The organism is Nocardiopsis sp. FR4, assembly GCF_009830945.1.
Classification (GTDB): Bacteria; Actinomycetota; Actinomycetes; order Streptosporangiales; family Streptosporangiaceae; genus Nocardiopsis.
Window position 1 is genome coordinate 53,419 of the sequence record NZ_VWVV01000035.1, and the last position, 25,542, is coordinate 78,960.

The window sequence follows — 25,542 nt, forward strand, 5'->3', positions numbered from 1 at the left end:
TCCGCCCCGGGCCCGGGAACACGCCGGGGCTCAGCGCTCGAACCGGATGCGCCCGGAGGTGCGGCGGCCGCGCACGCCCCCGGGCAGGTCGATGTGGGACTGGCCACGCCAGTCGGTGACGAGCCGGTCGAGTTCGCGCACGTGACGGGCGGTGAGCGCGCTGGCCGGGCAGCCCGCGGCCAGCGCGACGCGGCGCAGGACCCGGGTGCGCAGGGAGCCGGGGGCCGCCTCCAGCGGGGCCACCAGCAGTTCCGGTCCGCCCGGCGCCCCGGCCCGGGCGTGCAGGTCGTCGGCGAGCCGGTCCAGGGTGTCGGCGTCGGCGCGCAGCATCCCGGCCGTACGGGCCAGGGCCGCGGCGATCCCCGGACCCAGCGCCCGTTCCAGGGCGGGCAGCGCCTCGTGGCGCACGCGGGCCCGGGCGAAGCGGGGGTCGAGGTTGTGCGGGTCCTCCCAGGGGTCCAGGCCCATCCTCTCGCACGCCCGGCGCACGGTGGCGCGGTCCAGGTCGAGCAGGGGGCGCAGGTAGTGGCCCGCGCGCGGGGCCATCCCGGCCAGGGAGCGGGCCCCCGAGCCCCGGGCGAGGCCGAGCAGGACCGTCTCGGCCTGGTCGTCGAGCGTGTGGCCCAGCAGCACCACCGCCGGGGCGTGGTCGGCCACCGCGCCCTCCAGTGCCGCGTAGCGGGCGCGCCGGGCCGCCGCCTCGGGACCACCCGGGCCGTCCACACGCACGGCGCGGACCAGGACCGGGTCCAGGCCGAGCCCGGTCAGGGCCTTGGCCACCCCCTCGGCCCGTTCGGCGGAGCCCTCCTGGAGGCCGTGGTCGACGGTGACCGCCCCGGCGCGGCGGCCCGCCCTCGGCGCCTCGAAGGCCACCGCCCCGGCCAGGGCCAGGGAGTCGGCGCCGCCGCTGCACGCCACCAGCGCCGTCGTGTCGGCGGGCAGGGCGGACAGCGCCCGCCGCACCGCCGAGCGCACGGCGGCCACGGCGGGGTGGGGACCGCTCACTCCGGAAGGGCGGCCGGGCGCACGACCCGGTCGATCCAAGCCGTGGGGTTGCGGATCTCCGCCAGGGTGGGCAGTGTCTCGCGCGAGGTCCAGACCCTGTTGAACTCGCTCATCCCGACCTGGCCCACCACGGCGCTGACGAAGGCGGCGCCCTCCTGGTACTGGCGCATCTTCATGTCCATGCCCAGCAGCTGGCGCAGGATCCGGTCCACCGGGTTGGCCGCCTCGCGGCGCTTCTGGAACCGGGCCCGGATGGTGGCCACGGTGGGCACCACCTCGGGGCCGACCTCGTCCATGACGAAGTCGCCGTGGCCCTCGGCCAGGCTCATGACCGCCGTGACGCGGTCCATGATCTCGCGCTGCTCGGGGCTCTGGATGGCGGTGATGAGGTTGCCCTCGCCGCCGCGCACGGCGTCGGCGACGGCCTCACCCGCGGCGCGCAGCCGGTCGATGAGGTCGCCCGCGTCCATCTCCGAGGACAGCAGCAGCTCCTGCATCAGCTCCTGGACGTAGCCGCGCAGCCACGGCGTGGCCGTGAACTGCATGCGGTGGGTCTCCTCGTGCAGGCACACCCACAGCCGGAAGTCCCGGGCGTCGACGTCCATCTCGCGTTCGGCGTTGACGATGTTGGGGGCCACCAGGGTCAGGCGGCCGGTCGGCAGGTTGCCGTCGGGGTCCGGCGGCAGGAACAGCTCGTACTGGCCCAGGACCTTCCCCGCCAGGTAGGACAGCACGGCCCCGAGCTGCATCCCGGTGACGCGGGAGCCGACCGCGGTGGTCAGGCTCCCGGCGGGGCCGTTGTTGAGCCGGTCAGCGCCCATCTGCTCGAGTACGGGTTCGATGACCACGCGAAACCCGTCGACGTTGGCTCGAATCCACCCGGGACGGTCCACGATGGTCGCGGGGCCCGCTGGTTCGAGGGGGTTCATACCGGTGAAGTCGCGCACGTGCCCGGCCGCCACGGTGGAGAGCTCGCGCAACTGCGCCACGGCCTGCCGTGCGTCGGACAGGTCCACCTGCGGCCCGGGGCGCACAAGACGGACACCGGTGTTGACGGCTACGTCCCAGTCGATCACAGTCACAGTCGCCAGCCTACCCACGGGGCGCCGGACGGCACCGGGATCAGGGAGGCAATTCCGGGTGCTTCCAGGGATACCCCTGAGAACACCCGAATCCGGGTGGGCGCGCGCCGCCCCCGGTACCGGGCCGGGGCCGCTCCCGGTCGGCGGAGCCGGTCAGGAGCAGCCGCACCGGCTGAGGGCGGCGGCGAGCGGGTCCAGGCGGTGGCCCTCGGCGGCCGGGTGGTTGGCCATGAAGGCGAACAGGTACAGGTTGCCCTCCCGGTCGTGCACGGTTCCGGCCAGGGTGCTCACCCCGTTGAGGGTTCCGGTCTTGCCGCGCACCGCGCCCGCGCCCTCGTGCGCGTTGGAGTACTCCGAGTAGCGGCCCCCCTTGGCCAGGGTGCCGGTGGAGTTGGCGGTGGGCAGCCCGGTGACGGCGGAGTTCAGGTCGGGGCGCTCGCCGCTGGACGCCAGGTCCAGCAGCTCCACGAGCGCGCGGGGGGTGATCCGGTTCCGCGGGCTCAGACCGCTGTTGTCGGACAGCTCCACCCCGGTCACTCCCAGGTCGGCCATGACCCGGTGGGTGGCCGCGGCGGCGCCCCCGAAGGAGGGCTCCTCGCCCATCTCGATCGCGGCGATCCGGCCCAGCGACTCGGCCATGTTGTTGTCGCTGGCCAGCATCATGAACTCGACCAGGGCCGACACCGGCGGGGAGTCCACGTGCGCGACCGGCTCGCCGGCCGCGGCGGCGGGCGCGGGGGCGCCCTCGACCGTGACGCCCGCCTCCTCCAGCCGTTCGGCGAAGGCCTCGGCGGCGGCCAGCGGCGGGTCGGGCACCCGGGAACCGTAGCCGCTGGCGTCGGGGGTGTGGCGTCCGGAGTCGATGAGCAGCGCGTGGACGGTGGCGGTGCTGCCCTCGGTGACGTAGGTGGGCTTCCAGCCGGGGCCCGTGTCCGGACCGGTGAACAGGGAGTCGTCGTAGCCCAGGGAGACCGTGTCGACCCCCCGCACGGCGAGCGCGTCCGCGGTGCGCTCTGCCAGCGTCTCCAGCGTGGCTACCTGCGGGTAGGCTGCGGAGTCGGCGGTCGAGGTGAGGGTCGCGTCGCCCGCGCCGCGCAGCACCACCCGGTCGCCGTCGAGGTAGGTCTCGGTGCGCAGCACGTGGTCCGGGCCGACCGCGTCCAGCGCGGCCACGGCCGTGGCGATCTTCGTGGTGGAGGCCGGGGTCACCGCCGTGTCGGCGTCCAGCTCGAAGAGCGTCTCCCCCGTGGACCCGTCCACGACGAAACCGGAGAGGCCCTCGTCCAGCCCGGAGGCCGCCATGGGATCATCGAGGATGTCCGCGATCCGTTCCGGGTCCGCCGGCGTCGAGGCCGCGGTGTGCGCCGCCGCCACGCCCTCGGCGTTCGTGACCGGGTTGGGCACCGCGGGAAGCGGTCGGGCCCTGATCACGTCGAGGGCGACGAACCCGGCAATCAGCACGAATATGTTGAGCAGGGCCAGCGCGAGGAGCGCCTCGCCTCGTACCCGTCGCACCCGGGGCACCCGCCCTTCCGTCGGTGTCGTGGCCTGACGTTGTAGTTATACGGCGACATTAGTCGCATTGGGAGCCGAGATCAGCATGGAATTCGACGTTACGATCGAGATCCCCAAGGGGGAGCGCAACAAGTACGAGGTGGACCACGAGACCGGTCGTATCCGTCTCGACCGCATGCTGTTCACCTCCACGACCTACCCCGCGGACTACGGTTTCGTCGAGGGAACCCTCGGTGAGGACGGCGACCCCCTGGACGCCCTCGTCCTGCTCAAGGCCCCGACCTTCCCGGGCTGCCTCATCCGGGCCCGTGCCATCGGCATGTTCCGTATGCGCGACGAGGCCGGGGGCGACGACAAGCTGCTCTGCGTCCCCGCCACGGACCCGCGCCAGGAGCACCTGCGTGACATTCACCACGTGAACGAGTTCGAGCGCCTGGAGATCGAGCACTTCTTCACGGTCTACAAGGACCTGGAGCCGGGCAAGTCGGTCGAGGGCGCCACCTGGGTCGGCCGCCACGAGGCCGAGCAGGAGATCATCGCCTCGGTCAAGCGCGCCGAGGAGGCCGGGATGCACGGCGACTCCTCGCACATCGACGTCAAGGAAGACAAGTAGGCGCCGTTCCGACGCCTACGTGACGGCCCGGTGGGAGTTCCTCCCGCCGGGCCGTGCCGTTCAGTCCGTCCTCGGGGGGCGGTGCGGAGGCGCCTCCACCGGCCCCCGGGGACGCGAGCGCAGCCACAGCAGCACGAAGCTGAGCGCGGTCAGGGCAGCGACCAGCGCGGCCTCCCCCGGACCGAGGAAGCCGAGCGCCATCACCCCGGCTGCCGCGACCACGAGCGCGCGCACCAGTACGCGCGCCCACAGCCCCGGTGACTCCGGGCTCAACTGCGCCTTCTGGGGACGGATGCCATAACGGCCGCTCCTGTCACTACGACTGGGGGGATGGTGGTAATTCCGACGCGTTCGCGTGCCGGGTTCCACATGTCACCACCGCGGAGTGTCGCCCGCAACACGTCCGGGAGAAGCCGGGCCACAGCTTGACTCCCCCGGGTCTTTGCTGATCTCCTTACTTCCATGCATCCGCTCACGCGCACCGACGCCATGGCTCGTACGGCCCTCGTGGCCTCCCGCCGCATGGCCCGCGCCGCGTGTCCGTGTTGTCGTCACTGACGTCGTACCGAGTAGGCATGACGCCGCCGTTCGACCGTGTGCCCTTCCGCGCCGTCCGCCCCAGCGCGTGACCCCGCCGCGAGGCACACGCCCCAGGGTGCCCCTGGTCTCCGTGGCCGGAGCCGCACCCGCCACCCCGGTGCGCCGGGGTCCACAGACGACATCCGCGTGTTCCCCCGTCACGGAACGCGCGCACGTGAAGGATCCTCTCACGATGCCCCAGCAGACTCTCTCCACCACCGCGGTAGCTCCCGTCTCCCTGGAGGGGATCGGTGACGTGGTGGACGCCGGACGCCGCTCCGGCTACGCGCACCTGAGCGAACGCCACCAGCCGACCGTCGGACGGCTGGTGTCCGCCGCCAGGGGCGCCGCCGCCGCCCTGGGCAGGCCGACCCTGTGGCCGGCCCGGCGCGGGCACTGGCAACTGGCCCCCCGCTCCGCCCGCCGCCTCGCGAGCGGCCGGATGCGGGTGACCACCGTGGCCCTCGAGCCCAACAGCTTCGTCCCCGACCCCGCTCCGCAGGGCATGGAGGTGCTGTACCTGGTCAGCGGACGCGCCCACCTCATCGCCTCGGGCCCCGACGGGCAGATGCGCTCGGCCTCCGAGCTCGCCGCGGGCCGGGTCCGGGTGGTGGGGACCGCCGAGGACCGCGACCAGTACCTCGTGAACACCGGTGACGCGGTGGCCGTGGTGGTCCGCGTGAGCGCCTGAGCCGAACTCAGTCACCGGCGCCCCGTTCCGCGCTGGCCGCGCGCAGGGCGGCGTCGACCGCCTCGATCGCCCGCAGCTCCGCCGCCATGCGCTGCCCCTCGGCGAGGTAGGCGTTCATCACCTGGTCCAGGGCGTGCGGGGGCATGTGGTCACGCAGGTCGACCCTGGCCGTGCGGTACCCCTCCCGAGCGGCCTCCAGTGCCGCGGAGACGTACTGGAGGGCCAGTCGGGAGAGGGCGACGGGATGACGGCGCAGCACCCCGTGCAGCCGGTAGTCGGCGGGCACGCGGTCGAACAGCCACACCAGGGCCGTCTGCTCGAAGGAGTCCGACCCGGGAGGGTGCACGCTCGCGGGCCAGTCCGGCGTCAGCGACTGATCGGGCATGGCCCCAGCATACCCCGGGTTCGAAAACCCGTTCGATCAGTCAGCGGTCTCCGAGGGCTCGGATCCCTCCGCGGACTGCCGTCTCTCCAGCTCCACCCGGATGGCCTGTTCCGCGGCGTCCACGGCGGCGCGCGCGGTGATGGCGTTGGTGTGCGCCCGGTCCAGCTCCTCCAGCAGGATGCAGTCGAAGGAGACCCGGGCGTCGTGGATGGCGGCTTCCAGTTGACGTGATGCCTCTTCCAGACTCATGTCACTCCCTTTCCCTACAAGTTGGCACTTGCACACACGGATACCACACGTCCTGTCAGTGCCCCGTCCTACGATGTTCCCGCATCGCCGCAGTTCATGGCCGAGAGGAACCCATGCGCAACCGCTACCCCGGCACATGCACCGACTGCCGGGCCGCCGTCGGCACCGGTGAGGGCGTCGTCCTCAGGGAGAACGGCCGCTGGCGTACCTACTGCGCCGAGCACGAACCGCACCCGACGCCTCCGGCCCGCGGCGACCACCCGGGCTGGCACACCACCCCCCTGCTGGGCTTCGACTCCGAGACCTCCTCGCGCGACCCCGACACCGCCTTCCTCGTGTCGGCGGCGCTGGTGGACCGGGACGGCGGGGCGCGCACCTGGCTTGTGGACCCCGGCGCCCGGGAGATCCCGGCGGACGCCGTGGCCGTGCACGGGATCAGCACGGAACGGGCCCGCGCCGAGGGCCGCCCGGCCGCCGAGTGCCTGGAGGAGATCGGCCGGGCCGTGGCCGACCACCTCGCCGCCGGTCGGGGGCTGGTGGTCTTCAACGCCCCCTACGACCTGCGCGTGCTCTCCCGTGAGCTGGAGCGGCACGGGCTGGCCTCCCTGGCCGAGCGCCTGGGCGGACCCCCGGCGCCCGTGGTGGACCCCCTGGTCATCGACCGCGGCGTGGAGCCCTACCGCAGGGGCAAGCGCAACCTGGGCGCCATGTGCGCCTACTACGGGGTGCCGCTCACCGACGCCCACACCGCGTCCGCCGACGCCGCCGCCGCGCTGGCCCTGGCCGAGGAGATCGGCGCCCGGCACCCGGAGCTGGCCTCGGTGGGGCTGGACGAGCTGCACCGGCGCCAGGTCGACTGGGCCCTGGTCCACGCCCGCAACCGCCAGGAGTGGCTGAACCGCGACAAGCCCGGGGCCGTGGTGGACGGTACCTGGCCCTGAGGGTGTGCGTCCCGTGGCGGAACGGGTAGGTCTCCTGACCCGAAGCACGTCTTTTTGAGGGGGACGCATGGTCTACGTGATCCTGGTACTGCTGGCGGTGTGGCTGGTCCTGGCCATCCTCGGCACCATCATCGAGGGGCTCCTCTGGCTCGCCCTCATCGGCGCCGTTCTGTTCGTGGCCACCGCGGTGTGGGGGTGGTTCCAGAACCGGCAGCGCACCTGAGCCGGGGTCAGCGATCCCCGGGAAGCTCCTCGAAGGCGGGAACGTAACCGCCTCTTCCCGGATCCGGCTCCGCGGGCCGCTCCGGCACCACGGCCCTGTCCTGTGTGCGGAGGAGGATCCAGCGCAGTGCGTAGGAACCGCCGCCGAGCACGAGGAGGGCCCCCGACAACGCGAACAACATGAACATCAGACTCATGTCGCTGGGCCTACCCACGGCCCGGTCCCGACACACGGGGCCCGAAGAGTCGCCGAGGGCGCGCACGCCGAGGGCCCGTCCGGCGAAGCCGGACGGGCCCTGGTGTTCGGAGCCGCCTGTCGGAATCGAACCGACGACCTATTCATTACGAGTGAATCGCTCTACCGACTGAGCTAAGGCGGCGCAGCGCTCACCAGTTTAGCGTCTCCCGGGAGTGCCCCGTACCCTCAGGCGCAGGCCATTCCGTCCTCGGGCACCTCCAGGTCGAGGAGGTAGGCGTCCACGATCGCGTCGATGCACCGGTCGCCCTGGCCGTAGCCGGTGTGGCCGTCGCCGTCCCGGGTCAGCAGGAAGCCCGGGTCCAGCTGCTCGGCCAGCGCCTCGGACCAGGCGTAGGGGGTGGCCGAGTCGCGGGTGGTGCCCAGGACCATGATGGGGGCGGCTCCGCGCGCGTCGAGTTCCGTCATGGGGGCGACCGCCTCCTCGGGCCAGTAGGCGCACGGCAGCGCGCCCCACGCCAGCATGGGACCGAAGACCGGCGACTCCTCCCCGGCCTCGGCCGCCGCCTCGGCGTAGGCCTCCGGGGAGCGCGGGCTGGGCGAGTCGGAGCAGTTGACCGCGATGAGCGCCGCCGTGGAGTTCTCATAGGCCGCGGGGTCCTCCCGCCCGTACAGGTCGTCGGCGAGCCGCATCAGCGCGGTGCCGTCGCCGTTCTCCATGCCGTCGGTGAGCGCCCCGCGCACGCGCGGCCACCAGTTCTCGCTGTACAGGGCGGCGAGCACGCCCAACTCGGCGCGGGCCCGGTTGACCTCGCGGTCGTCCATGCTGTTGGACAGCGGCTCCTCGTCGGCCTCGGCCAGGAAGGCGGTCAGCGACGCGACTCCCTCCTCCACGCCGTTCCCGTCCAGGGGGCAGTCCGGCCGGTCCAGACAGTCGTCCACGAAGGCGCGCAGCGCGGTCTCGAAGCCGGTGGCCTGCTGCACGCTGAGGTCGAGCTGGCCCTGGGAGGGGTCCATGGCTCCGTCGAGCACCAGGGCGCGCACCCGCTCGGGGAACTGCTCGGCGTACTGGGCGCCGATGTGGGTGCCGTAGGAGAAGCCCAGGTAGGTGAGCTGTTCGTCGCCGAGCAGGGCCCGCAGGACGTCCATGTCGCGGGCCACGTCGGCGGTGCCCACGTGCATCATGAGCTCGGGGGCGTTGGCCCGGCAGGCCTCGACGAAGCCGCGGCTGTCGGCCTCCAGCTCGGCCAGCTCCGCGTCGGTCACCTCGGACATGTCGCCGTCCACCCCGGCGAGGAACTCGTCGAGCTCCTCGGTGTCCAGACAGGTCAGCGGCGAGCTGCGCCCGACCCCGCGCGGGTCGAACCCGACCACGTCGAAGCTCTCGCGCACCGCCTCGCTGACGACGTAGGCGGCGCTGTCGACGAAGTCGTACCCCGAGCCCCCCGGACCGCCGGGGTTGACCACCAGGGAGCCGACGGCCTCGCCGGCGGCGGGGAACCGCTTGACCGCGATCTCGACGCGCTCGCCGTCGGGGTCCCCGTAGTCCAGGGGGACCTCGTAGGTGGCGCACTCGGTGCCCGGGACACCGCTGTCGCACTCCCCCCAGACCAGCTCCTGACCGGCGAAGTCGGCCAGCTCCTCCGAGGGCTCGGGGAGGCCGCCCTCCCGGAGCTGCTCCCCCTGGCCCGCCGTGCACGCCGTCGCCAGCAGTACCGCCGCGGCGAGCGCACACGTCCCGCGAAACCTCGTCACTGGTGTCCGTCTCCTTCGGGGGGTTCGGTCCCTGCCGTCTCCGGAGCCGGAAGGGCGCGGGAGGGGAGGGTACGGGTGTCGTGGTGGTGTCCCCCGGGGCGGGAGGGCGACCGCCGGCGGGGGTGGACGGGTCCCGGTCTCAGCCGGCCAGGAGTGCGGAGGTCATGGCCTCCATGGCGATCTGGGGGTGCACGTTGGCCGCGATGCGCTCGCGGCACTCCATGATGGCGTCGATCCGGCGCAGGGTGGACTCGGGGGTGCTGGAGCGCGCCACCCGCTCCAGGTCGCCGGAGCGCTCGGCCGTGGACAGCTGCACCCGGGCGCCCAGCTGGAGTGTGAGCACGTCCCGGTAGAAGGCCGCCAGATCCAGCAGGGCGCGGTCGTAGGAATCGCGCTTGGTCCGGGTGGCCCGGCGCTTCTGCCGCTCCTCCAGGTCCTTCATGGCGCCCGCGGAACCGCGTACCGCCTTGGCCACGCCCTTGCCCGTGGACCCCTCGCCGAACGCGGCCCGCAGCTCCTCGCGCTCCCTGTCGTCGAGCGCCGCGGTGAGGGCCCTGGACTCCTCCTCCGCGATCTCGTAGAGCCGCGCGGCGGAGCTGACGCACGCGCCGAGGCCGTCGAGGCGGGCGGGGATGGACAGCACCTCCTCCCGGCGTCTGCGGGCCTCGGGGTCGGTGGCCAGCTGGCGGGCCCGGTCGATCCGCCCGGCCGAGGCGACGGCGGCGGCGCGCGCGGTGTCGGCGTCGATCCCGTCCCGCCGCACCAGGGCCTCCGCCAGCTCCTCGGTGCCCGGGGTGGCGAGGGTGACCAGGCGGCAGCGGGAGCGGATGGTGACGAGCAGGTCGTCGGGGGTGGGTGTGCACAGCAACCACACCGTCCGCGGGGAGGGCTCCTCCACGGCCTTGAGCAGGGCGTTGGAGGCGGCCTCGGTGGCGCGGTCGGCGTCCTCGAACAGCACGATCCGGAACCGCCCGCCCGAGGGCTTGGAGCCCGCGCGCAGCACCAGCTCACGGGTGGCCGCCACACCGAAGCTCAGCCCGCTGGGCCGCACGTACAGCAGGTCGGGGTGGGTGCCGGCCATGGTCTGGTGACAGGAGTCGCAGTGCCCGCAGCCGCCGTCGGCGCACTGCAGGGCCGCGGCGAAGGCGCGGGCGGCCTCCTCCCGGCCCGAGCCGGGCGGCCCGGTGAAGAGCCAGGCGTGGGTCATCCCGGTGCCCCGACCTCCCGCCACGAGGTCGGCGGCGCCGCGAACGGCCCGCTGGAGCTGGGCCACCGCGGCCCGCTGGCCGACGAGGTCGTCGAAGACCGTCACGCTTCCCCCTGGAGCCACCGCTGACATCGGACCTTCAGGATAGGAGCCGCCGACGACGCGCGGGGCGTTGTCCACAGGGCGCGTTCGCCGGGAGCGGTCGGCCCTGGGAGGCCGGCGGGGGCGGACGGGGTGCGCGCGGGCGCCGACGCGTCGGGGGCGCGGCCTCCCGCGCCCTTCCCGGAGGCTCCCGCGCGTCAGTCGTTCCTGATCACCGGGATCATGCCGGTGACCGCCTCCGCGCTGCTCGGCACGGGGTCGGGCAGCAGGGAGCGCACCCGGCGCTGGATCTCGCGGGTGATCTTCTCCCGGGGCTCGCGGGCGTCCAGGACCAGGTACCGCTCGGGGTGGGCCTTGGCCAGGTCCAGGAAGCCCTTGCGCACGCGGGCGTGGAACTCCGCCGACTCGCCCTCGATGCGGTCGGCCGGGCCGCCCAGGCGGGACAGGCCGTCCTCGGGCCGCACGTCCAGCAGCACCGTCAGGTCCGGCACCAGGCCCTGGGTGGCCCAGTCGCTGATGCCGCGGATGTCGTCCACCGACAGCTCGCGGCCCGCGCCCTGGTAGGCGAGCAGGGAGTCCACGTAGCGGTCGCTGATCACCACGGCGCCGCGCTGCAGGGCGGGCAGGATCTCCTGCTGGACGTGGTCGGCCTTGTCGGCCGCGTACAGCAGCACCTCCGCGCGCGGGGTGATGTGGGAGTTCTCCCGGTCCAGCAGCAGGCCGCGCAGGCGCATGCCGAGCTTGGTCGCGCCCGGCTGGCGGGTTCCGACCACCTCGAAGCCCTGGTCGCGCAGCCACACCGTCAGCTCGCGCACCTGGGTGGACTTGCCCGCGCCCTCGCCGCCCTCGACGACGATGAACGCGCCGGCGGGCCTGTCCGCCTCGTCCTCCTCGTCCCTGAGGGCCACGCCGCGCAGCGCCGCGACCAGTTCGGGCACCAGGCCGGGACCCGCGTCGGGGTCGTCGGCGCGGTTCATCTGGCGGTAGCAGACCAGGGCGACGACCAGGGCCAGCAGGCCGGAGGCCATGAGCACGACGCCGCTGCCGCGCAGGTCGTAGGTGAGCGGGCCGACCGGGATGGCGTAGCTGCCGACGAACCCGGCCGCCAGCGGCGCCAGCGCGGTCGCGGCGACCAGGGCGATGCGCGCGGCTCCGTGCAGGAAGGCGAAGGTGCGGCCCCGGTACTCGTCCTCGACCTCGTGGCCGAGCATGGTCAGGCCGATCACCCAGGCGATACCGGCTCCCACGCCGAGCAGGGCGGTGAGGACCGCGGTGAGCACCATGTCGGCGACGGCCCCGGCGAACAGCAGGGCCAGCCCGGCCAAGCCGATGCTGAGGCCGAACAGGCGCCTGCGGCTGAACTGCTTGAGCACGCGGGGGCCGGCGAGCATGCCCAGGGCCATGCCCGCGAAGACCGCGGCGAAGACGACGCCGAAACCGGCGTTGCCCGCGCCCAGGCCCTCCACGTGGAGGCGGCCGACGCCGATGACGGCGCCTCCGGCCGCGAAGGCGCCGATCATGCCCAGGACCAGGCCGCGCACGAGCGGCGTGCCGCCCGCGTAGCGCCAGCCGGTCCACACCGCGCGCAGGATGCCGCTGTCGCGGGTGTCGCTCTCGCTGTCCTTGGAGGGGCGGTGCTTGGGGATCGGCAGTCCGGCGACGACGATCGCCGCGACGAAGAAGGTGAGGCCGTTGAGGTAGAGGGCGGCGTCCGCCTCGGGGCTGGCCATCGAGGGCAGCAGGGCGCCGAGCACGTTGCTGAGGGAGGCCAGCGCGGCGAACAGCAGGGCCGCGACGGGCGCGGTGCCGTACGTCGTGAGCAGGCTCAGCTGGTTGGCCTGCTCCAGGAACCTGCGGGGAACCAGGTTGGGGACCGTGGCGTCCTTGGCGGGGGCCCAGAACAGGGCGACGATCTCGGCCAGGAGGTTGGCGATGAGCAGCCACTCCAGGGCGAAATCGGCGAAGAAGAGCCCCACGAGGGGGATGGAGACGTACAGCAGGCCGCGCAGGACGTCCCCGACCACCATGGTCCACCGGCGGTCGAGGCGGTCGGCGACCACCCCGGCGAGCGGGCTCAGCAGGATCGACGGGGCGAGCTTGATCACCACCACGCCGCTGACGGCCAGGTACTGGACGAGCTGGGAGCTGTCGGCGGTGAAGATGGCCGCCAGGGACATCAGCGCCAGCAGGCTCAGCCAGTCGCCCAGACTGGACAGGGAAAGCGAGATCCACAGCCTTCGGAAGGGTGTGATCGCGAGGACGTGGCGCGCCTCGGCCGGCGCTCCCAGGGGTGCAGATCTGCTCATAGCGCTCAAGATTATCGGTGAGGGGGAAGGGGAAAGACGGACCTGCGGCCCGCCTGGAATTCGGTGGTTACCTCGGGGGTCACACTCGTTTCCGCGTCCCCGTCAGTCCCACCAAGCGTAGTACGGAACAGGCCTTCCGGACAGGGGTGGAGGCGCGGCGGTCCCGGGTGAACACGGACGATAGTACTTCCCCGGGCACCCCGGGGAGGGGTGCCCGGGGTGAACGGGCGGGAGACGGCGCCGGCGCGGCCCGGCCGCGCCCGCTACTCCTGGGCCGCGGATCTGGGCGTACCGGTCTTCTTGGCCGGAGCCTTCTTCGCCGCCGTCTTGGTGGCGGCGGTCTTCTTCGCGGCGGGCTTCTTGGCCGCGGGCTTCTTGGCGGGGGCCTTGGCCCGCCGCTCGGCCAGCAGCTCGGCGGCCCGCTCGTCGGTGATCGACTCGACCTCGTCGCCCTTGCGCAGGGAGGCGTTGACCTCCCCGTCGGTGACGTAGGGACCGAAGCGGCCGTCCTTGACCAGCATCGTGGCGCCGGACACGGGGTCCTTGCCCAGCTCGCGCAGCGGCGGGGCGGCCGCGCGGCGCCCGCGCTGCTTGGGCTTGGCGAACAGCTCCCGGGCCTGCTCCAGGGTGACCGTGAACATCTGCTCCTCGGTCTCCAGGGAGCGGCTGTCGGTGCCCTTCTTCAGGTAGGGCCCGAAGCGTCCGTTCTGCGCGGTCACCACCTCGCCGTCGAGCTCGCCGACCTCGCGGGGCAGCGACAGCAGCCGCAGGGCGTCCTCCAGGGTCACGGTGTCCAGGCTCATGGACTTGAGCAGGGAGCTGGTCCGTGGCTTGGGCTTGGCGGCCTTCCTTGCCTTGGCCGTGCCCTTGGCCTCCTCCTCCGGCTCCTCGATCACCTCGGTGACGTAGGGGCCGAACCGCCCGGACTTGGCCACGATCACACGCCCGGTCTCGGGGTCCGTGCCCAGCTCGCGGTCGCCGCTGGGCTGGGCGAACAGCTCCTCGGCCTTCTCCTTGGTGAGCTCGTCCGGGGCCAGGTCCTCGGGCACGTTGACCCGTTCGCCGTCGCGGTCCAGGTAGGGGCCGTAGCGGCCGACCCGCAGCACGATGTCGGTGCCGGGCAGCGGCAGGGAGCTGATCTCCCGGGGGTCGATGTCGGCGAGGTGGTCGTCCACCAGCTCCTTGAGCCCGGTCTCCCGGTGCCCCTCGGGGTCCTCGCCGCCGAAGTAGAAGCGGCGCAGCCACGGCAGGCTCTCGGCCTCGCCGCGGGCGATGTCGTCGAGCACGTCCTCCATGCGGGCGGTGAACTCGTAGTCCACCAGGTTGCCGAAGTGCCGCTCCAGCAGCTGCACCACGGCGAAGGCCAGGAAGGAGGGCACGAGCGCGGTGCCCTTCTTGAACACGTAGCCGCGGTCCAGGATGGTGCCGAGGATGGAGGCGTAGGTGGAGGGGCGGCCGATCTCGCGCTCCTCCAGCTCCTTGACCAGGGTGGCCTCGGTGTAGCGCGCGGGCGGCCGTGTGCTGTGCCCCTCCGGCTCCAGGTGCTGGGCCTTGAGGGGGTCGCCCTCCGCCACCGCGGGCAGGCGGCGCTCGCGGTCGTCGAGGTCGGCGGCCGGGTCGTCGGAGCCCTCCACGTAGGCCTTGAGGAAGCCGTGGAAGGTGATGATCTTGCCGGTCGCGCTGAACTCGGCGACCTCGCCGTCGGAGGAGGTGCCCTCGATGCGCACGGTGACGGACTCGCCGACCGCGTCCTTCATCTGCGAGGCGACGGTGCGCTTCCAGACCAGCTCGTAGAGCCGGAACTCGGGGCCGGACAGACCGGTGGAGGCGGGGGTGCGGAAGGTGTCGCCGGTGGGGCGGATCGCCTCGTGCGCCTCCTGCGCGTTCTTGACCTTCTTGGCGTACACGCGCGGCTTGTCGGGCAGGTAGTCGGCGCCGTAGAGCTCGCGCACCTGGGAGCGGGCGGCGTTGACCGCACTGTCCGACAGCGTGGTGCTGTCGGTACGCATGTAGGTGATGTAGCCGTTCTCGTACAGCCGCTGGGCGACCTGCATGGTCTGCTTGGCGGACAGCCCGAGCTTACGTGAGGCCTCCTGCTGGAGGGTGGTGGTGCGGAACGGTGCGTAGGGGGAGCGGCGGTAGGGCTTGCGCTCCACCGAGCGCACGGAGAAGCCCGCGCCCGCCAGGCGCTCGGCCAGGCCGCGCGCGGCGGCCTCGTCCAGCTGGCGCACGTCGCGGTCCGAGCGCAGTACGCCCCGCGCGGTGAAGTCGCGGCCGACGGCGACGCGGGTTCCGTCCACCGCGACCAGGGTGGCGGGGAAGGCGGGAGCGTCCGCGGCCGCCGCCGAGGTGCCGGGAACGTCGAAGAGCGCCTTGAGGTCCCAGTACTCGGCCGAGGTGAAGGCCATGCGCTCGCGCTCGCGCTCGACCACCAGGCGGGTGGCCACGGACTGCACGCGGCCCGCCGAGAGCTTGGGCATGACCTTCTTCCACAGCACGGGCGAAACCTCGTAGCCGTAGAGGCGGTCCAGGATGCGCCGGGTCTCCTGGGCGCTGACCAGGCGTGTGTTGAGGTCGCGGGTGTTGCGGGCCGCGCGCTGGATGGCCTCCTTGGTGATCTCGTTGAACACCATGCGGCGCACGGGGATCTTGGGCTTGAGCTCCTCCATGAGGTGCCAGGCGATCGCCTCGCCCTCGCGGTCCTCATCCGTGGCCAGGAGGAGTTCGTCGGCGTCCGCCATGAGCTCCTTGAGCTTCTTGACGTGCGACTTCTTGTCCGCGTTGACGACGTAGAGCGGCTCGAAGTCGCCCTCGACGTCCACGCCCAGCCTGGCCCAGGGCTGCCCCTTGTACTTGGCGGGGATCTCGGCGGCCTTGGTGGGCATGTCACGGATGTGGCCGATGCTGGACTCCACGACGTAGCCGCGCCCCAGGTAACCGGCGATGGTCTTCGCCTTGGCGGGCGACTCGACGATGACGAGGGCGGTACCCGTCCCCGGTCGTCCGCTGTCCTTCGAGCCGTTCTTGCCGGCGCTGCCCTTCGTGGGTGGCACGCTCTTCCCCTACGTCTAGCCTTCGTGATCTGTCCGGCCACGGTCCGTCGGCGTCCCGTGGGAACCGACGTTAACCGAAGCTCCGGGCACTCCCCCGTCGGTGGGTGAGCGGCCGTCCCTCTTCGTTTCGGGCGGGGGCACCGTCGCTTGGGGCCGGACCCGGCTCATGCCCACCGGCATCCGCAGAATAAGCGTTCCCCGCACCGGTATCGGTCCGTAGCGTACGTGAGCCGTCCCGGCAACGCGCGCCGGTTGGTGGTCACGGCCTCTGACGAGCACCCATAACGCTTCCCCGTAGTGACTTTGCTCACACGGGGGAGACCGGGTCGCCCCGTTCCCGGACAGGGTGTCCCGGACGCGGCGGTCCGCTCCCGCGGACACCAGGCTCTCTCGGACGACACGACCCGTCCGACGGCTCCGACCCGGGGCCGACAGGCTGCTCCGGGAGCCGAGCGCGCCGTCGGCGTGTCCGCCGTCCGTGCCCACTCCCCCCAGAATGCGGCGAGTCCTCCCGGATATTCCCGGGAGGACTCGGCTTACGTCCCCGGCCCGACTGGCAACCCTCGCCTCCACACTCCCCGCAGTCCACCGCGTTCCTCACGGAACGGGAAGAGCGGAGGCAAGCGGTCCAGCCCGGCCGACGCGCGCGGCACTCGGGGTGCCGCTGCGTGACCCCGCCCCGGGCCACCGCCGCCCCGTGGTGTTCGGCACCTCGCAGTCCACCGCGTTCCTCACGGAACGAGGTGCCGTTCCCCTCAGGGCGGCGTGGCCGCGGGCACGGTCACGTGTCCTGTCGCTACAGGCCCACGCCCGCGGCGCCGAGCAGCCCGCCGACGGGGTCGGCCAGCTCGTACGGCGCGGACTCGGGCAGCTGGTCGGCCTGCTCGGGAGCGTGCTCCCGCACGGCCTGGTGGGTGCTCTCGCTCACCTGGTACTCGGCGGGCAGCAGATCCGAGACCGGGACCTCGGGCAGCTCCTGGACCAGGGGCATCGAGTCCAGCGCGCTGGCCTGGGGCTCGGTGGCGCTCTGGTGCACGACGGCGGCGGCGTTGTCGGTGCTGCTGGCCCCGGCCACGCCCACGACCGCGGCCACGGCGTTGCCGGTGACGTTGATCGGGATGTCGCCATCGGCGACCAGCTGGTTGCCGCCCAGGATCGAGCCGTTGCCGGAGGTGGCGATGTACTCCTCGTCCTCCAGGACCAGGGCCCCGGTGTCGGTCGAGGCGGCACCGGCCACGCCGCCGACGGCGCCGACCGCGTTGCCCGCCACGTTCACCGGGACGTCCAGGGCGATCACGCCCTGGTTTCCGCCGATCAGCGAGCCGTTGCCCGAGGTGACGATCCCCCCGTGGCCGTGGTGGCCGTGCCCGGCGGACTGGTGCTCGCGGGGGGCCGACTGGCGCAGGAGGCCCGCGTCGACGCCGGAGGTGTCCGGCAGCGGCATGATGGTGGCGTTCTCGGCGGCCTCGTGCAGCAGGTCCATGGCCGTGTACTCGGCGGGTGCGGAGGAGTGCTCGCGCTGGCCGTGGCCGCCCTTGTGGCCGTGGCCGCCCTTGTGGCCGTCGTGCACCAGGGCGTCGGTGTCGGTGGCCGCCGCGCCCGCGACACTGCCCACGGCGGCGATCGCGTTGCCCGCCACGTTCACGGGCACGTCCAGGTCCACGACCAGCTGGTTGCCGCCCAGGATCGAGCCGTTGCCGCTGGTGGCCACGTCCGGGCCGTGGTGGTGGTGACGGTGGCCGTGGCCGCCCTTGTGGCCGTGGCCGTGCTTGTGTCCGTGGCCCTCGAGTACCAGGGCGTCGCTGTCGGTGCTGCTGGCCCCGGCCACGCCGAGCACGGCGCCGATGGCGTTGCCCGAGACGTTGACGGGGATGTCCCCGTTGACCACGGCCTGGTTGCCGCCGAGGATCGATCCGTTGCCGCTGGTGGCGACGTCGCTGTCAGCGAAGGCCACGCCGCTGCCCAGCGCGACGAAGCCCGCTGTCAGCAGCACGGACTTCGCTGAGGTGCTGGCCCACTTACGCATGTGGGAGGTCCTTTCGGAAACTGTCGATGAGAAGGTGTGTGCTTGGGCCACAGGCCGTTCCACGCCCCTGGGTGGGGTGCGGGCCTTCGGCCAAGGCCGGGGATCATCCGGTCGGCCTCACACCTGGTCGGTGCGTGTCGCCGGTTCTGGGAAGTGCGCCACGTCCGGGCTCCGCCGGTTGCGGGCGGACGCGCGCGCCCCGTTGGCCAGCTCCGCCCCCGCGGGGCGGCAGCTGACGTGAACCCCGCGCACATGGCCTTGGCCGGTGCTACGGGACTCGCGTCAGCCCCCGGGCCGCGAGCGGCCCGGGAGGCCGACCTCAGGCCCGGACGCGGCGGCGCGCCCCGGCCAGGATCAGTCCGGCGCCGGCCGCGACGGCGGCGACGGCGGCGGCGACCAGGCCGGACAGGGCACCGCCGTCCGTCCCGGTGACCGGGAGCTCAGGAGCCGGAACCTCGTTGGCGGGCGGGGCGACCTGGCCCGGCGGGGGCGGCACCTCCCCGGGACCGCCGGGGCCGCCGTCCCCCGGCTTGTCGTGGTCCGGCCCCTCGTCACCGGGCTCCTCGTAGCCGGGCTGCTCGGGCTCCTTGGGGGGCTCGGGCTTCTTGGGCGGCTCCGGCTCCGCGGGCTTGTCCGGCTTCCCGGGCTCCTCGCCGTAGCCGGGGTCCTCCGGCTTCTTGGGCGGCTCCGGCTCCGCGGGCTTCTCCGGCTTCCCGGGCTCCTCGCCGTAGCCGGGGTCCTCCGGCTTCTTGGGCGGCTCCGGCTCCGCGGGCTTCTCCGGCGGCCGCGGCTTGCTGACGGAGCTGTCATCGGGGTGGTCCACGACCACCGCGTCACCACCCGCGCAGTTGGCCCCGGCCACCCCGAGGACGGAGACGGCGTTGCCGCAGGCGTTGACGGGAACGTCGAGGTCGGCCACGAACTGGTTGCCGCCCGCGATGGATCCGTTTCCGCTGGTCACGATGTCGGCGTGGGCCATTCCGCAGGTGGTGGCGAGCAGGCCCGCAGCCAGTAGCGCGGCGATCCGGGCGTGCGTGTCATAGGTCATCGCATGTCCTTTGGTCAGCGAGAGTTTCTGCCAGTCAGCTACTCGTCGACCGCGGACGGAGAGCTTCGTGCTCCGGGAAGGCCAGAAGACGCACCCCTGTGGGGCGGTTGCGCGAAGGAGCGCACGGACCGGCCGCGGTCGTGTGACGGCGGCTAGTCAGGCGAGAAGGTGGGGTCGTCCGCAGCGTCGCGGACGACCAGGGTGGGGTCGCCGGGGAGGGCGACCCGCTGGACCCGGGGAACCAGGTGGTTGGCCCGGGCCATGAGGAAACCGGCGGCACCGGGAGCGGGGAAGGACGGTGCGGTGGCACCGGTGGCGTCCGTCCCGGCGGGGTGGTGCGCCCCGCCCGCGATGAGGCGGATGCGCTCCCCGGGGTCCTCGTCGGCGGCCGGGTCCTCGGCTGCGGCCGGGTTCCACACGGCCGGATCCACGAGAGCGTGGACGGCCGCGGGGACGCCGGCGCGGGACCGAGGCGACCCGGAACCGCGTTCGTCGGTGTCAGCGGTGCGCTTGACCGACGGCGCGGGCGGGGTGACGGCGGGTTCGTCGGCGAGGCCCAGGACCGGGAGGTCGAGCGGGGCACCGCCGCTGACGGCTCCGCCGATACCGCCCCGGACGGCGCGCGCGGAGTCGTCCAGCCCCTCGGCGACCGCGCCCACCAGGCGGCTGTCGCGCAGGGACCCGTCAGTGGACTCCACGACGGCGTGTCCGTGGCGGGCCAGGCCTCCGACGAGGTCGCCCGCGCCGCGGGCCGTCCCGTCGACCGCCTGGGTGATGTCGTCGACCACCCTGTTGGTGGCGGCACCGGTCCTGGACTCGTCGAGCCTGGCGGTGACACCGGTGTCGTCCAGCGCCTGCCCGGGCAGTGCCGCGGCCTGCGGAACGACGGTCTCGGTGAGCGACTCGGTGGCGGAGGCGGCGCGAGCCGTGGCGTCGGGCAGACGCGCCCCGCGGATCTCCTGCGCCGTGGACCGCCCCGCGCGCTCGGCGCCGTCGCCGACCTCCAGGACGCGGTCCACCAGGTCGCCGGGCCCGGGGGCGGTCTCGCCGCTGGCGACACCGATGCCCCCGGCCAGCCACGCGACGGTGACGATGCCGGCCAGGAGCAGCAGCCGGGCGCAGGTCCTGCGGGACACACGGGCGGCGCGGCTGGTCAACAGCCACTCCTTACCCGTGAGCACCATGGATGCCCCCTCGTTTCGCTGCCGCTGGACGGTCCCGTGCGGCTGTTCCGTCACGGTCGCACGATGGCGTCGTGTGGAACACCCGCTGAGGCGGGCGGAGAACCACGACACCGTCGAACTCAACGCAACCGTAGCACCACTCTCGGTTACTACACGACAGTTTGGTGACCACGTCGAGAAAGTTCTCGACGCGGTTCACCAGCCGGGACGCCGCAAAACGGCGCGAGGTCAGCTCAACCCGACGAAACGGTCCAGCACCCGGACGCCGAACCGGAGACCGTCGACCGGCACGCGCTCGTCCACCCCGTGGAACATGCCCGCGAAGTCCAGCTCCGGGGGCAGCTTCAGCGGGGCGAAACCGTAGTTGCGGATGCCGAGGCGGGAGAAGCTCTTGGCGTCCGTGCCGCCGGAGAGGCAGTAGGGCACGGCCTTGGCCCCGGGGTCCTCGGCCAGGAGGGATTCCGACATGGCGCTGACCAGTCCCCCGTCGAAGGAGGTCTCCACCGCGGGCAGGTGGTGGATGAACTCGCGGCTGACCTTGGGGCCCAGCAGGCGGTCGATCTCGGCGAAGTACGTCTCCTCGGTGCCCGGCAGGAACCGGCCGTCCACCTGGGCGGTCGCCTCGCCCGGGATGACGTTGGCCTTGTAGCCGCCGCCCAGGACCGTGGGGTTGAGGGTGTTGCGCAGGGTGGCCCCGATCATGCGGGCGATGGGCCCCAGCCGGGCGACCGTGGCCTCCACGTCCCCCTCGTCGAAGGGGATGCCGAACTCCTCGCAGATCTCCTCCAGGAAGGTCCGCACGGTCGGCGTGAGCTGGACGGGGAAGCGGTGCTCGCCCAGGCGGGCGACGGCCGCGGCCAGCTCGGTGACGGCGTTGTCGGTGTTGACCATCGAACCGTGCCCGGCGGTGCCGCGCGCGGTCAGCTTCATCCAGGCGATGCCCTTCTCCGCGGTCTCCACCAGGTAGAGGCGGCGGTTCTCCGCGACGGTGAACGAGAAGCCGCCGACCTCGCTGATCGCCGCGTCGCAGTCCGCGAACAGCTCGGGGTGCTCGTTCACCATGTACTGGGCGCCCCAGGCGCCCCCGGCCTCCTCGTCGGCGAGGAAGGCCAGCACGATGTCGCGCGGGGGGCGGCGCCCCTCGCGCAGGCGCTGGCGCAGCATCGCCAGGACCATCGCGTTCATGTCCTTCATGTCGACCGCGCCGCGCCCCCACACGCAGTCGTCGGCCACCTCCCCCGAGAAGGGGTGGCGGGTCCAGTCCTCCGGGGCCGCCGGAACGACGTCGAGGTGGCCGTGGATGAGCAGCGGGGGACGGCCGGGGTCCTCCCCCGTGATCCGCGCCACGAGGTTGCTGCGTCCCGGGTGCTTCTCGTAGATCCGCGACTCGACGCCGACCTCGTCGAGCTTGCCGGCGACGTACTCGGCGGCCTTACGCTCACCGGGCCCCGAGTGGTCGCCGTAGTTGGAGGTGTCGAACTCGATGAGCTCCCGGCACAGGTCGACCACCTCGACCTCGGCCGCGCTCAGGTCCCTGTCTGGCTCTGCCATGTGACGCTCCCGTCCAGCCGCACCTTCTGCCCTACTGTCCTCCCCGACCCTGCCACGGTCCCGGCCGACGGAAAACCTGGTTCGTGCCACCTCAGACCTTTGCTATGGTTGATCTGTCCGGAGCGGAGCGCCGGATATGCCCAGTCCGGGTGGCGGAATAGGTAGACGCGCTAGCTTGAGGTGCTAGTGGCCGTTAAGGCTGTGGGGGTTCAAGTCCCCCCTCGGACACAATGAAAGGCCCTGGTGACAGGGCCTTTTTTCATGCCCGGGTTGCAACGGAGGGTGCAACGGGATCGTGTCAGCCGAAGAGGGCTGCCACCTGCTCAGCCGCGTGGGCCTGCATGCCCGGGAGCGCGTGAGCGTAGATGTTCATCGTGATGGACGGGTTGGCGTGACCCAACCTCTCCTGAACCACCTTGACGGGAACCCCGGCCTTGAGAGCCAGCGTCGCCCACGTGTGCCTCAGATCGTGAAGCCGGATGTCCTTGAGCCCGTGCTTGTGGATACGGGCATCGAACACTCTCGACACCCTGTCGGGATGCATGGGACCACCCGCGAAGGTGCCCTTCCTCAGGCGGTAGGAACCCTTGGCGAAGACCAGGCCCTCATCCAACCACCGTGACCCGAGTTCCAAGCGCTCCTTGGCCTGAGTGACCCTGTGCCGCTTGAGGACCTTGACCGTCTTCTCATCCAGGTCGATCACACGGGGCTTGCTGCTCTTCGGGAGCGGTTCCCGAATGATCCTGCCTTCGATCACACCGACCGTCTGACGGATCACCGCCGTCTTGGCCTCAAGGTCGATGTCCTGCCACCGAAGCCCCAGGGCTTCGCCACGCCGTACCCCTGTCGATGCGATGAAGTGCCATACCGGGTGGTGAGCCGTGTCCCTCTCCGCGTGGAGGAAGGCCCTCAACTCCTCCCCCGACCAGACGGAGAACTCCGGGGGAGCCGCTTCCTTCGTCGTCGGGGGCTTCGCCTGGACAGCGGGGTTCACCACCAGGAGGCCATCCTTCACGGCCTGGTTGAGAGCCGCAGAGAGAATCGTGTGAACCTCTCGGACGCTCCGAGCGCTCAGAGGGCCCTTTGCCGGATAGGGACTCCCCTTCTCCTCCAGGGTCCTGTAGAGCTTCGTGAGCATGATCCCTGTGAGCCTCCCTAGCTTCACCTCCCCCACATGGGGTTTGACGTGGAGGCGGATCTTGCGCTCATAGCCTGCCTTGGTCTGCTGCTTGATCCGGTGGCCTTCCAACCAGGTGTCCAGGTAGACACTCAGCTTCTGGTCTGACGGGTTGACCAGCGCCTGACGCTGGGCTTCGGCCACCTTCTCGCGACGGTGCTTCTCAGCCTCCGTCTTGGTCTTGAACCCCTTCTTGATGTACCGCTCTTTCAACCCCGTGACGGGATTGGTGTACGAGACCCACACGTCATAGACGGTCTTGCCGCTCTTGAGGGTCCGAGGGGCGACGCTTCCGTCACCGTTCGATCTCTTGCGAGACACAACACTCCTTCGTCTCTTGTGAGTGCTCAGCTTTCCGGGTGGGGGCTACTCGTCTTCTCTCAGCAAATCCTCAGCCGCTTCTGTGAGCTTTGCGCTGAGTCGTCCCGTGGTGTGCCCCGTCTGCATGAGCAGTCCTCTACTCCGCGCACGCCGGACACGTGCGCTGGCCGTGTTCCGGGAGATTCCCCACGCTTGGGCCATGACCTCAATGGGACGACGTTCACCCGCTCCCATCAGACGGACGTACTCCCTGGCGACCATGGCGTAGTCCCTGGGAGACTCCACCCTTGCGGGGAGAGGAGCGGGAGCGTCTTCGGGAGAGACCTCAGCACGGATGCGATGCACCCATTCCGTGATCACCCGCCTTGCCTCCCCTAGCGGGACACCTCGCATCATCTCGACCGTGACGCCGTCACTCTGGTTGGCGGCTTCGGTGGTCTCAGCGACGACGGTCACACGGGTGGGTCCGTTGAACGGCGCGTGTACGTGCGCCTCCACCAGGGCGTAACAGCCCTCTCCCACATCGAAGGTCGCTTCGAGGATGGCGGGTTCCCCGCCCTCTTCGTAGGCGTAGAGCCGCCAACCTTCCGGAAGCTCCCAGCCGTAGGCACTTGGATCAAGTTCATCTCGGTTCATACGGAGCACAGTAGCACACAGCACTTGACGTACGCCATGTGTCAATCTAGAGTCGGGGGGCACACACAGGCTGGAAGCTACCGTGTACCACGATGGAACTACCGAGACGGAGACCCATGCAGACCAAGACTCCCAACGCACTCATGAGCGTGGAGGACCTGGCAAATCACCTGAACGTCCCCAAGCGGACCGTCTACAGCGAGTGGCGGAAGTGGGAACTCCCTGGCTTCCAGGTCGGAAAACACCTTCGATTCAGAGAGCGCGATATTGAGAACTGGCTAGAGGCCAATCGAGTGAGCTACTAGGGGAGGAAATTTATGAAAGCACAGCCAAGAAGGATTCTAGATAGAGCGTATGCAGATGCGGTCATCCTCTGGCAGAGGATGGTATTCCAAGAGTTCAAGAAGCCAAGAGGGTTGCTCAATGGGGAAGCATGCATGCGTAACGCACTTCACGTGAGCACTGCGGTTTCATGGCACATCAACGGGAGAACTAATCTATCCCAAGTCGGGATCACCAGAATCGCCCAAGATCTAGGGTTCAGTGGAAACGGGCACAATCTCTATGAACAACTCGACATCCTTCTAGAGTCTGGAGTGCTGACACAGAGAGGGAAGAAGGGTCGTGCACCAAGGTTGGCACTCTCGGTTCCATGTGTTCTTGTGAATGATCTTGCAGGGACGAAGAACGATGGTTTCCGGGCACTTACGGGCTCGCTAGCCCCGGAAGTCGTTGACGTGGTTGACCTCGGGGATGCACCACTCAGGAAAGCGCTTGCAGCTCAACAGGTTGAAGAAAGCTCGGAAGAGGTAGATCCCGGCCGTGATGAGTGCACATATGAGGAAGGTTGTACCTGCTGGGGTTGCGCGTGGATTAAGGAGTCCACCGTGTAGCGGTGTCTAAGAAGGAAGGTATAAGTCAGAATGTTTTAGCTTGGAGCCTCAAGCTCCAAGCGCTAAATAAGACTATTCTATTAAAAATATACGGCCAGGGTTTCGAACCCTGGCCGTGTTTATTTTTCATGGACTCTTCGACTTGAGGTCTCCGAGTCCTGGCAACTAGGCCATCCCCTTAATGGATGGCCGTACTATGGAACCTCCAATTTCACATCTCCAAGTATCCTCACTCCGTTCCGGGTACTTGGAGTGTTTCATTGGTTCCATTCGCTACTCAACCATCTACCCCCATAGAGAGGCCCCAACAGCGCCAACTGTCGGGGCCTATCTCATGCCATGAGGTTATGAGATGTATTGCCGATAAGGCCGGTCGTTGATGATGAACGCCCGGGGATGCTTGGAAGCGTTGTGCGCTTCCCACCACTCAGCAGAGCCGAAGGCGTAGGGAGCCCTTACAGGCCGGGAGTAGCCACGTACCCGGGTAGACCTCTTCCGGACAGCGCAAGAGGGGCACTCAGAGGCCCCCTGGGGCGCCGGGAAGACCGGGGGAGGGTCTTCCCTCTCGGAAGCCTCCTGAGAGGCTGTCAGGGCCTCTACAGAGACGCCCGGGTAGGCAAGGGCAAGCAGCGTTGCCGCGAACGCGGACAGCGCACGACTGATAAGGTCGCTCATAGCTCCTTACCTTTCTTCATGGGGTTCGTTCCTGACCGTCTGTAGGGTCGGGAGGACCCCAGGAGCGCCAGGTATGGCTGTCATGGCTTTGCCGCTGTCGTGGCTGAAGGAGATTGGCCGCCTGGCGCTC

General features: G+C 71.0%; 23 protein-coding genes and 2 tRNA genes. 7 read left to right on the forward strand and 18 right to left on the reverse strand.

What is annotated here, in order from left to right; translation table 11 throughout:
• Positions 1-30 precede the first annotated feature (30 nt).
• The 3 genes from tilS to FYW95_RS24405 all read right to left on the reverse strand — a co-directional run bounded on the left by tilS (position 31) and on the right by FYW95_RS24405 (position 3,611).
• Positions 31-1,005 (reverse strand): tRNA lysidine(34) synthetase TilS, encoded by a 975-nt coding sequence (gene tilS / locus FYW95_RS24395; protein ID WP_159944101.1) that lies wholly within the window; start codon positions 1,003-1,005, stop codon positions 31-33.
• Entirely contained in the window at positions 1,002-2,081 is a 1,080-nt protein-coding gene (locus FYW95_RS24400) for a zinc-dependent metalloprotease (RefSeq protein ID WP_159944148.1), read from the reverse strand. The genes tilS and FYW95_RS24400 overlap by 4 nt, the downstream gene beginning before the upstream one ends.
• 159 nt (positions 2,082-2,240) lie before the next feature.
• Entirely contained in the window at positions 2,241-3,611 is a 1,371-nt protein-coding gene (locus FYW95_RS24405) for a D-alanyl-D-alanine carboxypeptidase/D-alanyl-D-alanine-endopeptidase (protein ID WP_159944100.1), read from the reverse strand.
• A gap of 76 nt (positions 3,612-3,687) precedes the next feature.
• Between FYW95_RS24405 and FYW95_RS24410 the strand changes: the two genes are divergently transcribed.
• Positions 3,688-4,215, forward strand: coding sequence for an inorganic diphosphatase (locus FYW95_RS24410; protein WP_201295016.1), 528 nt, complete (start codon positions 3,688-3,690; stop codon positions 4,213-4,215).
• Between the two features lie 60 nt (positions 4,216-4,275).
• Here FYW95_RS24410 and FYW95_RS24415 read toward each other — a convergent pair whose 3' ends face one another.
• Positions 4,276-4,488: a hypothetical protein gene (locus FYW95_RS24415; protein ID WP_159944098.1), complete on the reverse strand. Its 213-nt coding sequence runs from the start codon at positions 4,486-4,488 to the stop codon at positions 4,276-4,278.
• 499 nt (positions 4,489-4,987) lie between these two features.
• On the opposite strand from FYW95_RS24415, the gene FYW95_RS24420 reads away from it, so the two are divergent.
• Positions 4,988-5,485, forward strand: a complete 498-nt coding sequence (locus FYW95_RS24420; RefSeq protein WP_159944097.1) for a cupin domain-containing protein — start codon at positions 4,988-4,990, stop codon at positions 5,483-5,485.
• Positions 5,486-5,492: 7 nt separating this feature from the next.
• Here the strand turns inward: FYW95_RS24420 and FYW95_RS24425 are convergent, their stop codons facing one another.
• Positions 5,493-5,870 carry a hypothetical protein gene (locus FYW95_RS24425; RefSeq protein ID WP_159944096.1) on the reverse strand — a complete coding sequence of 126 codons (378 nt, stop codon included), beginning with the start codon at positions 5,868-5,870 and terminating at the stop codon, positions 5,493-5,495.
• A gap of 36 nt (positions 5,871-5,906) precedes the next feature.
• Positions 5,907-6,119, reverse strand: coding sequence for a hypothetical protein (locus FYW95_RS24430; protein WP_159944095.1), 213 nt, complete (start codon positions 6,117-6,119; stop codon positions 5,907-5,909).
• Positions 6,120-6,232: 113 nt separating this feature from the next.
• Here FYW95_RS24430 and FYW95_RS24435 point away from each other — a divergent pair, with 113 nt between their 5' ends.
• Both FYW95_RS24435 and FYW95_RS27855 read left to right on the forward strand, forming a co-directional pair.
• On the forward strand, positions 6,233-7,060 hold the full coding sequence (locus FYW95_RS24435; RefSeq protein ID WP_159944094.1) for an exonuclease domain-containing protein: 828 nt from the start codon (positions 6,233-6,235) through the stop codon (positions 7,058-7,060).
• A 67-nt stretch (positions 7,061-7,127) separates the two neighbouring features.
• On the forward strand, positions 7,128-7,283 hold the full coding sequence (locus FYW95_RS27855; RefSeq protein ID WP_201295017.1) for a hypothetical protein: 156 nt from the start codon (positions 7,128-7,130) through the stop codon (positions 7,281-7,283).
• A gap of 7 nt (positions 7,284-7,290) precedes the next feature.
• Here the strand turns inward: FYW95_RS27855 and FYW95_RS24440 are convergent, their stop codons facing one another.
• The 10 genes from FYW95_RS24440 to FYW95_RS24485 form a co-directional block, all read right to left on the reverse strand.
• Positions 7,291-7,479 (reverse strand): hypothetical protein, encoded by a 189-nt coding sequence (locus tag FYW95_RS24440; protein WP_159944093.1) that lies wholly within the window; start codon positions 7,477-7,479, stop codon positions 7,291-7,293.
• Positions 7,480-7,589: 110 nt separating this feature from the next.
• Positions 7,590-7,662: transfer RNA gene (locus FYW95_RS24445), tRNA-Thr, on the reverse strand.
• A 44-nt stretch (positions 7,663-7,706) separates the two neighbouring features.
• Positions 7,707-9,233, reverse strand: coding sequence for an alpha/beta hydrolase (locus FYW95_RS24450; RefSeq protein ID WP_236567936.1), 1,527 nt, complete (start codon positions 9,231-9,233; stop codon positions 7,707-7,709).
• 139 nt (positions 9,234-9,372) lie between these two features.
• Positions 9,373-10,545 carry a DNA polymerase III subunit delta' gene (locus FYW95_RS24455; protein WP_159944092.1) on the reverse strand — a complete coding sequence of 391 codons (1,173 nt, stop codon included), beginning with the start codon at positions 10,543-10,545 and terminating at the stop codon, positions 9,373-9,375.
• Between the two features lie 194 nt (positions 10,546-10,739).
• Positions 10,740-12,848 (reverse strand): dTMP kinase, encoded by a 2,109-nt coding sequence (gene tmk, locus FYW95_RS24460; RefSeq protein WP_159944091.1) that lies wholly within the window; start codon positions 12,846-12,848, stop codon positions 10,740-10,742.
• 263 nt (positions 12,849-13,111) lie between these two features.
• Positions 13,112-15,901, reverse strand: coding sequence for a type I DNA topoisomerase (topA, locus tag FYW95_RS24465; RefSeq protein ID WP_160050884.1), 2,790 nt, complete (start codon positions 15,899-15,901; stop codon positions 13,112-13,114).
• 796 nt (positions 15,902-16,697) lie between these two features.
• A complete protein-coding gene (locus FYW95_RS24470) occupies positions 16,698-17,927 on the reverse strand; it encodes a chaplin family protein (RefSeq protein ID WP_160050885.1) in 1,230 nt (409 codons plus the stop codon).
• 319 nt (positions 17,928-18,246) lie between these two features.
• Positions 18,247-18,975 (reverse strand): chaplin family protein, encoded by a 729-nt coding sequence (locus tag FYW95_RS24475; RefSeq protein WP_159944088.1) that lies wholly within the window; start codon positions 18,973-18,975, stop codon positions 18,247-18,249.
• A 152-nt stretch (positions 18,976-19,127) separates the two neighbouring features.
• Positions 19,128-20,159, reverse strand: a complete 1,032-nt coding sequence (locus FYW95_RS24480) for a hypothetical protein (RefSeq protein ID WP_159944087.1) — start codon at positions 20,157-20,159, stop codon at positions 19,128-19,130.
• Positions 20,160-20,387: 228 nt separating this feature from the next.
• Entirely contained in the window at positions 20,388-21,710 is a 1,323-nt protein-coding gene (locus tag FYW95_RS24485) for a M20/M25/M40 family metallo-hydrolase (RefSeq protein ID WP_159944086.1), read from the reverse strand.
• 143 nt (positions 21,711-21,853) lie between these two features.
• Between FYW95_RS24485 and FYW95_RS24490 the strand changes: the two genes are divergently transcribed.
• Positions 21,854-21,938, forward strand: a tRNA-Leu gene (locus tag FYW95_RS24490).
• Positions 21,939-22,008: 70 nt separating this feature from the next.
• Here FYW95_RS24490 and FYW95_RS24495 read toward each other — a convergent pair.
• Together FYW95_RS24495 and FYW95_RS24500 are read right to left on the reverse strand one after the other, a co-directional pair.
• Positions 22,009-23,208: a tyrosine-type recombinase/integrase gene (locus tag FYW95_RS24495; RefSeq protein WP_160050886.1), complete on the reverse strand. Its 1,200-nt coding sequence runs from the start codon at positions 23,206-23,208 to the stop codon at positions 22,009-22,011.
• Between the two features lie 45 nt (positions 23,209-23,253).
• On the reverse strand, positions 23,254-23,844 hold the full coding sequence (locus tag FYW95_RS24500; RefSeq protein ID WP_160050887.1) for a hypothetical protein: 591 nt from the start codon (positions 23,842-23,844) through the stop codon (positions 23,254-23,256).
• Positions 23,845-23,960: 116 nt separating this feature from the next.
• Between FYW95_RS24500 and FYW95_RS24505 the strand changes: the two genes are divergently transcribed.
• Positions 23,961-24,149, forward strand: coding sequence for a helix-turn-helix domain-containing protein (locus FYW95_RS24505; RefSeq protein ID WP_160050888.1), 189 nt, complete (start codon positions 23,961-23,963; stop codon positions 24,147-24,149).
• 12 nt (positions 24,150-24,161) lie between these two features.
• Positions 24,162-24,737: a hypothetical protein gene (locus tag FYW95_RS24510; RefSeq protein WP_160050889.1), complete on the forward strand. Its 576-nt coding sequence runs from the start codon at positions 24,162-24,164 to the stop codon at positions 24,735-24,737.
• Positions 24,738-25,542: the final 805 nt, after the last annotated feature.

What these genes read in the sequence shown, in the direction of transcription:
- FYW95_RS24485 (WP_159944086.1), bottom strand. Translation starts at nt 21,710, where the DNA reads ATGGCAGAGCCAGACAGGGACCTGAGCGCGGCCGAGGTCGAGGTGGTC.
- FYW95_RS24510 (WP_160050889.1), top strand. Translation starts at nt 24,162, where the DNA reads ATGAAAGCACAGCCAAGAAGGATTCTAGATAGAGCGTATGCAGATGCG.
- FYW95_RS24480 (WP_159944087.1), bottom strand. Translation starts at nt 20,159, where the DNA reads ATGGTGCTCACGGGTAAGGAGTGGCTGTTGACCAGCCGCGCCGCCCGT.
- FYW95_RS24505 (WP_160050888.1), top strand. Translation starts at nt 23,961, where the DNA reads ATGCAGACCAAGACTCCCAACGCACTCATGAGCGTGGAGGACCTGGCA.
- FYW95_RS24440 (WP_159944093.1), bottom strand. Translation starts at nt 7,479, where the DNA reads ATGAGTCTGATGTTCATGTTGTTCGCGTTGTCGGGGGCCCTCCTCGTG.
- FYW95_RS24420 (WP_159944097.1), top strand. Translation starts at nt 4,988, where the DNA reads ATGCCCCAGCAGACTCTCTCCACCACCGCGGTAGCTCCCGTCTCCCTG.
- FYW95_RS24470 (WP_160050885.1), bottom strand. Translation starts at nt 17,927, where the DNA reads ATGCGTAAGTGGGCCAGCACCTCAGCGAAGTCCGTGCTGCTGACAGCG.
- FYW95_RS24430 (WP_159944095.1), bottom strand. Translation starts at nt 6,119, where the DNA reads ATGAGTCTGGAAGAGGCATCACGTCAACTGGAAGCCGCCATCCACGAC.
- tmk (WP_159944091.1), bottom strand. Translation starts at nt 12,848, where the DNA reads ATGAGCAGATCTGCACCCCTGGGAGCGCCGGCCGAGGCGCGCCACGTC.
- FYW95_RS27855 (WP_201295017.1), top strand. Translation starts at nt 7,128, where the DNA reads ATGGTCTACGTGATCCTGGTACTGCTGGCGGTGTGGCTGGTCCTGGCC.
- FYW95_RS24475 (WP_159944088.1), bottom strand. Translation starts at nt 18,975, where the DNA reads ATGACCTATGACACGCACGCCCGGATCGCCGCGCTACTGGCTGCGGGC.
- FYW95_RS24425 (WP_159944096.1), bottom strand. Translation starts at nt 5,870, where the DNA reads ATGCCCGATCAGTCGCTGACGCCGGACTGGCCCGCGAGCGTGCACCCT.
- FYW95_RS24500 (WP_160050887.1), bottom strand. Translation starts at nt 23,844, where the DNA reads ATGAACCGAGATGAACTTGATCCAAGTGCCTACGGCTGGGAGCTTCCG.
- FYW95_RS24435 (WP_159944094.1), top strand. Translation starts at nt 6,233, where the DNA reads ATGCGCAACCGCTACCCCGGCACATGCACCGACTGCCGGGCCGCCGTC.
- FYW95_RS24410 (WP_201295016.1), top strand. Translation starts at nt 3,688, where the DNA reads ATGGAATTCGACGTTACGATCGAGATCCCCAAGGGGGAGCGCAACAAG.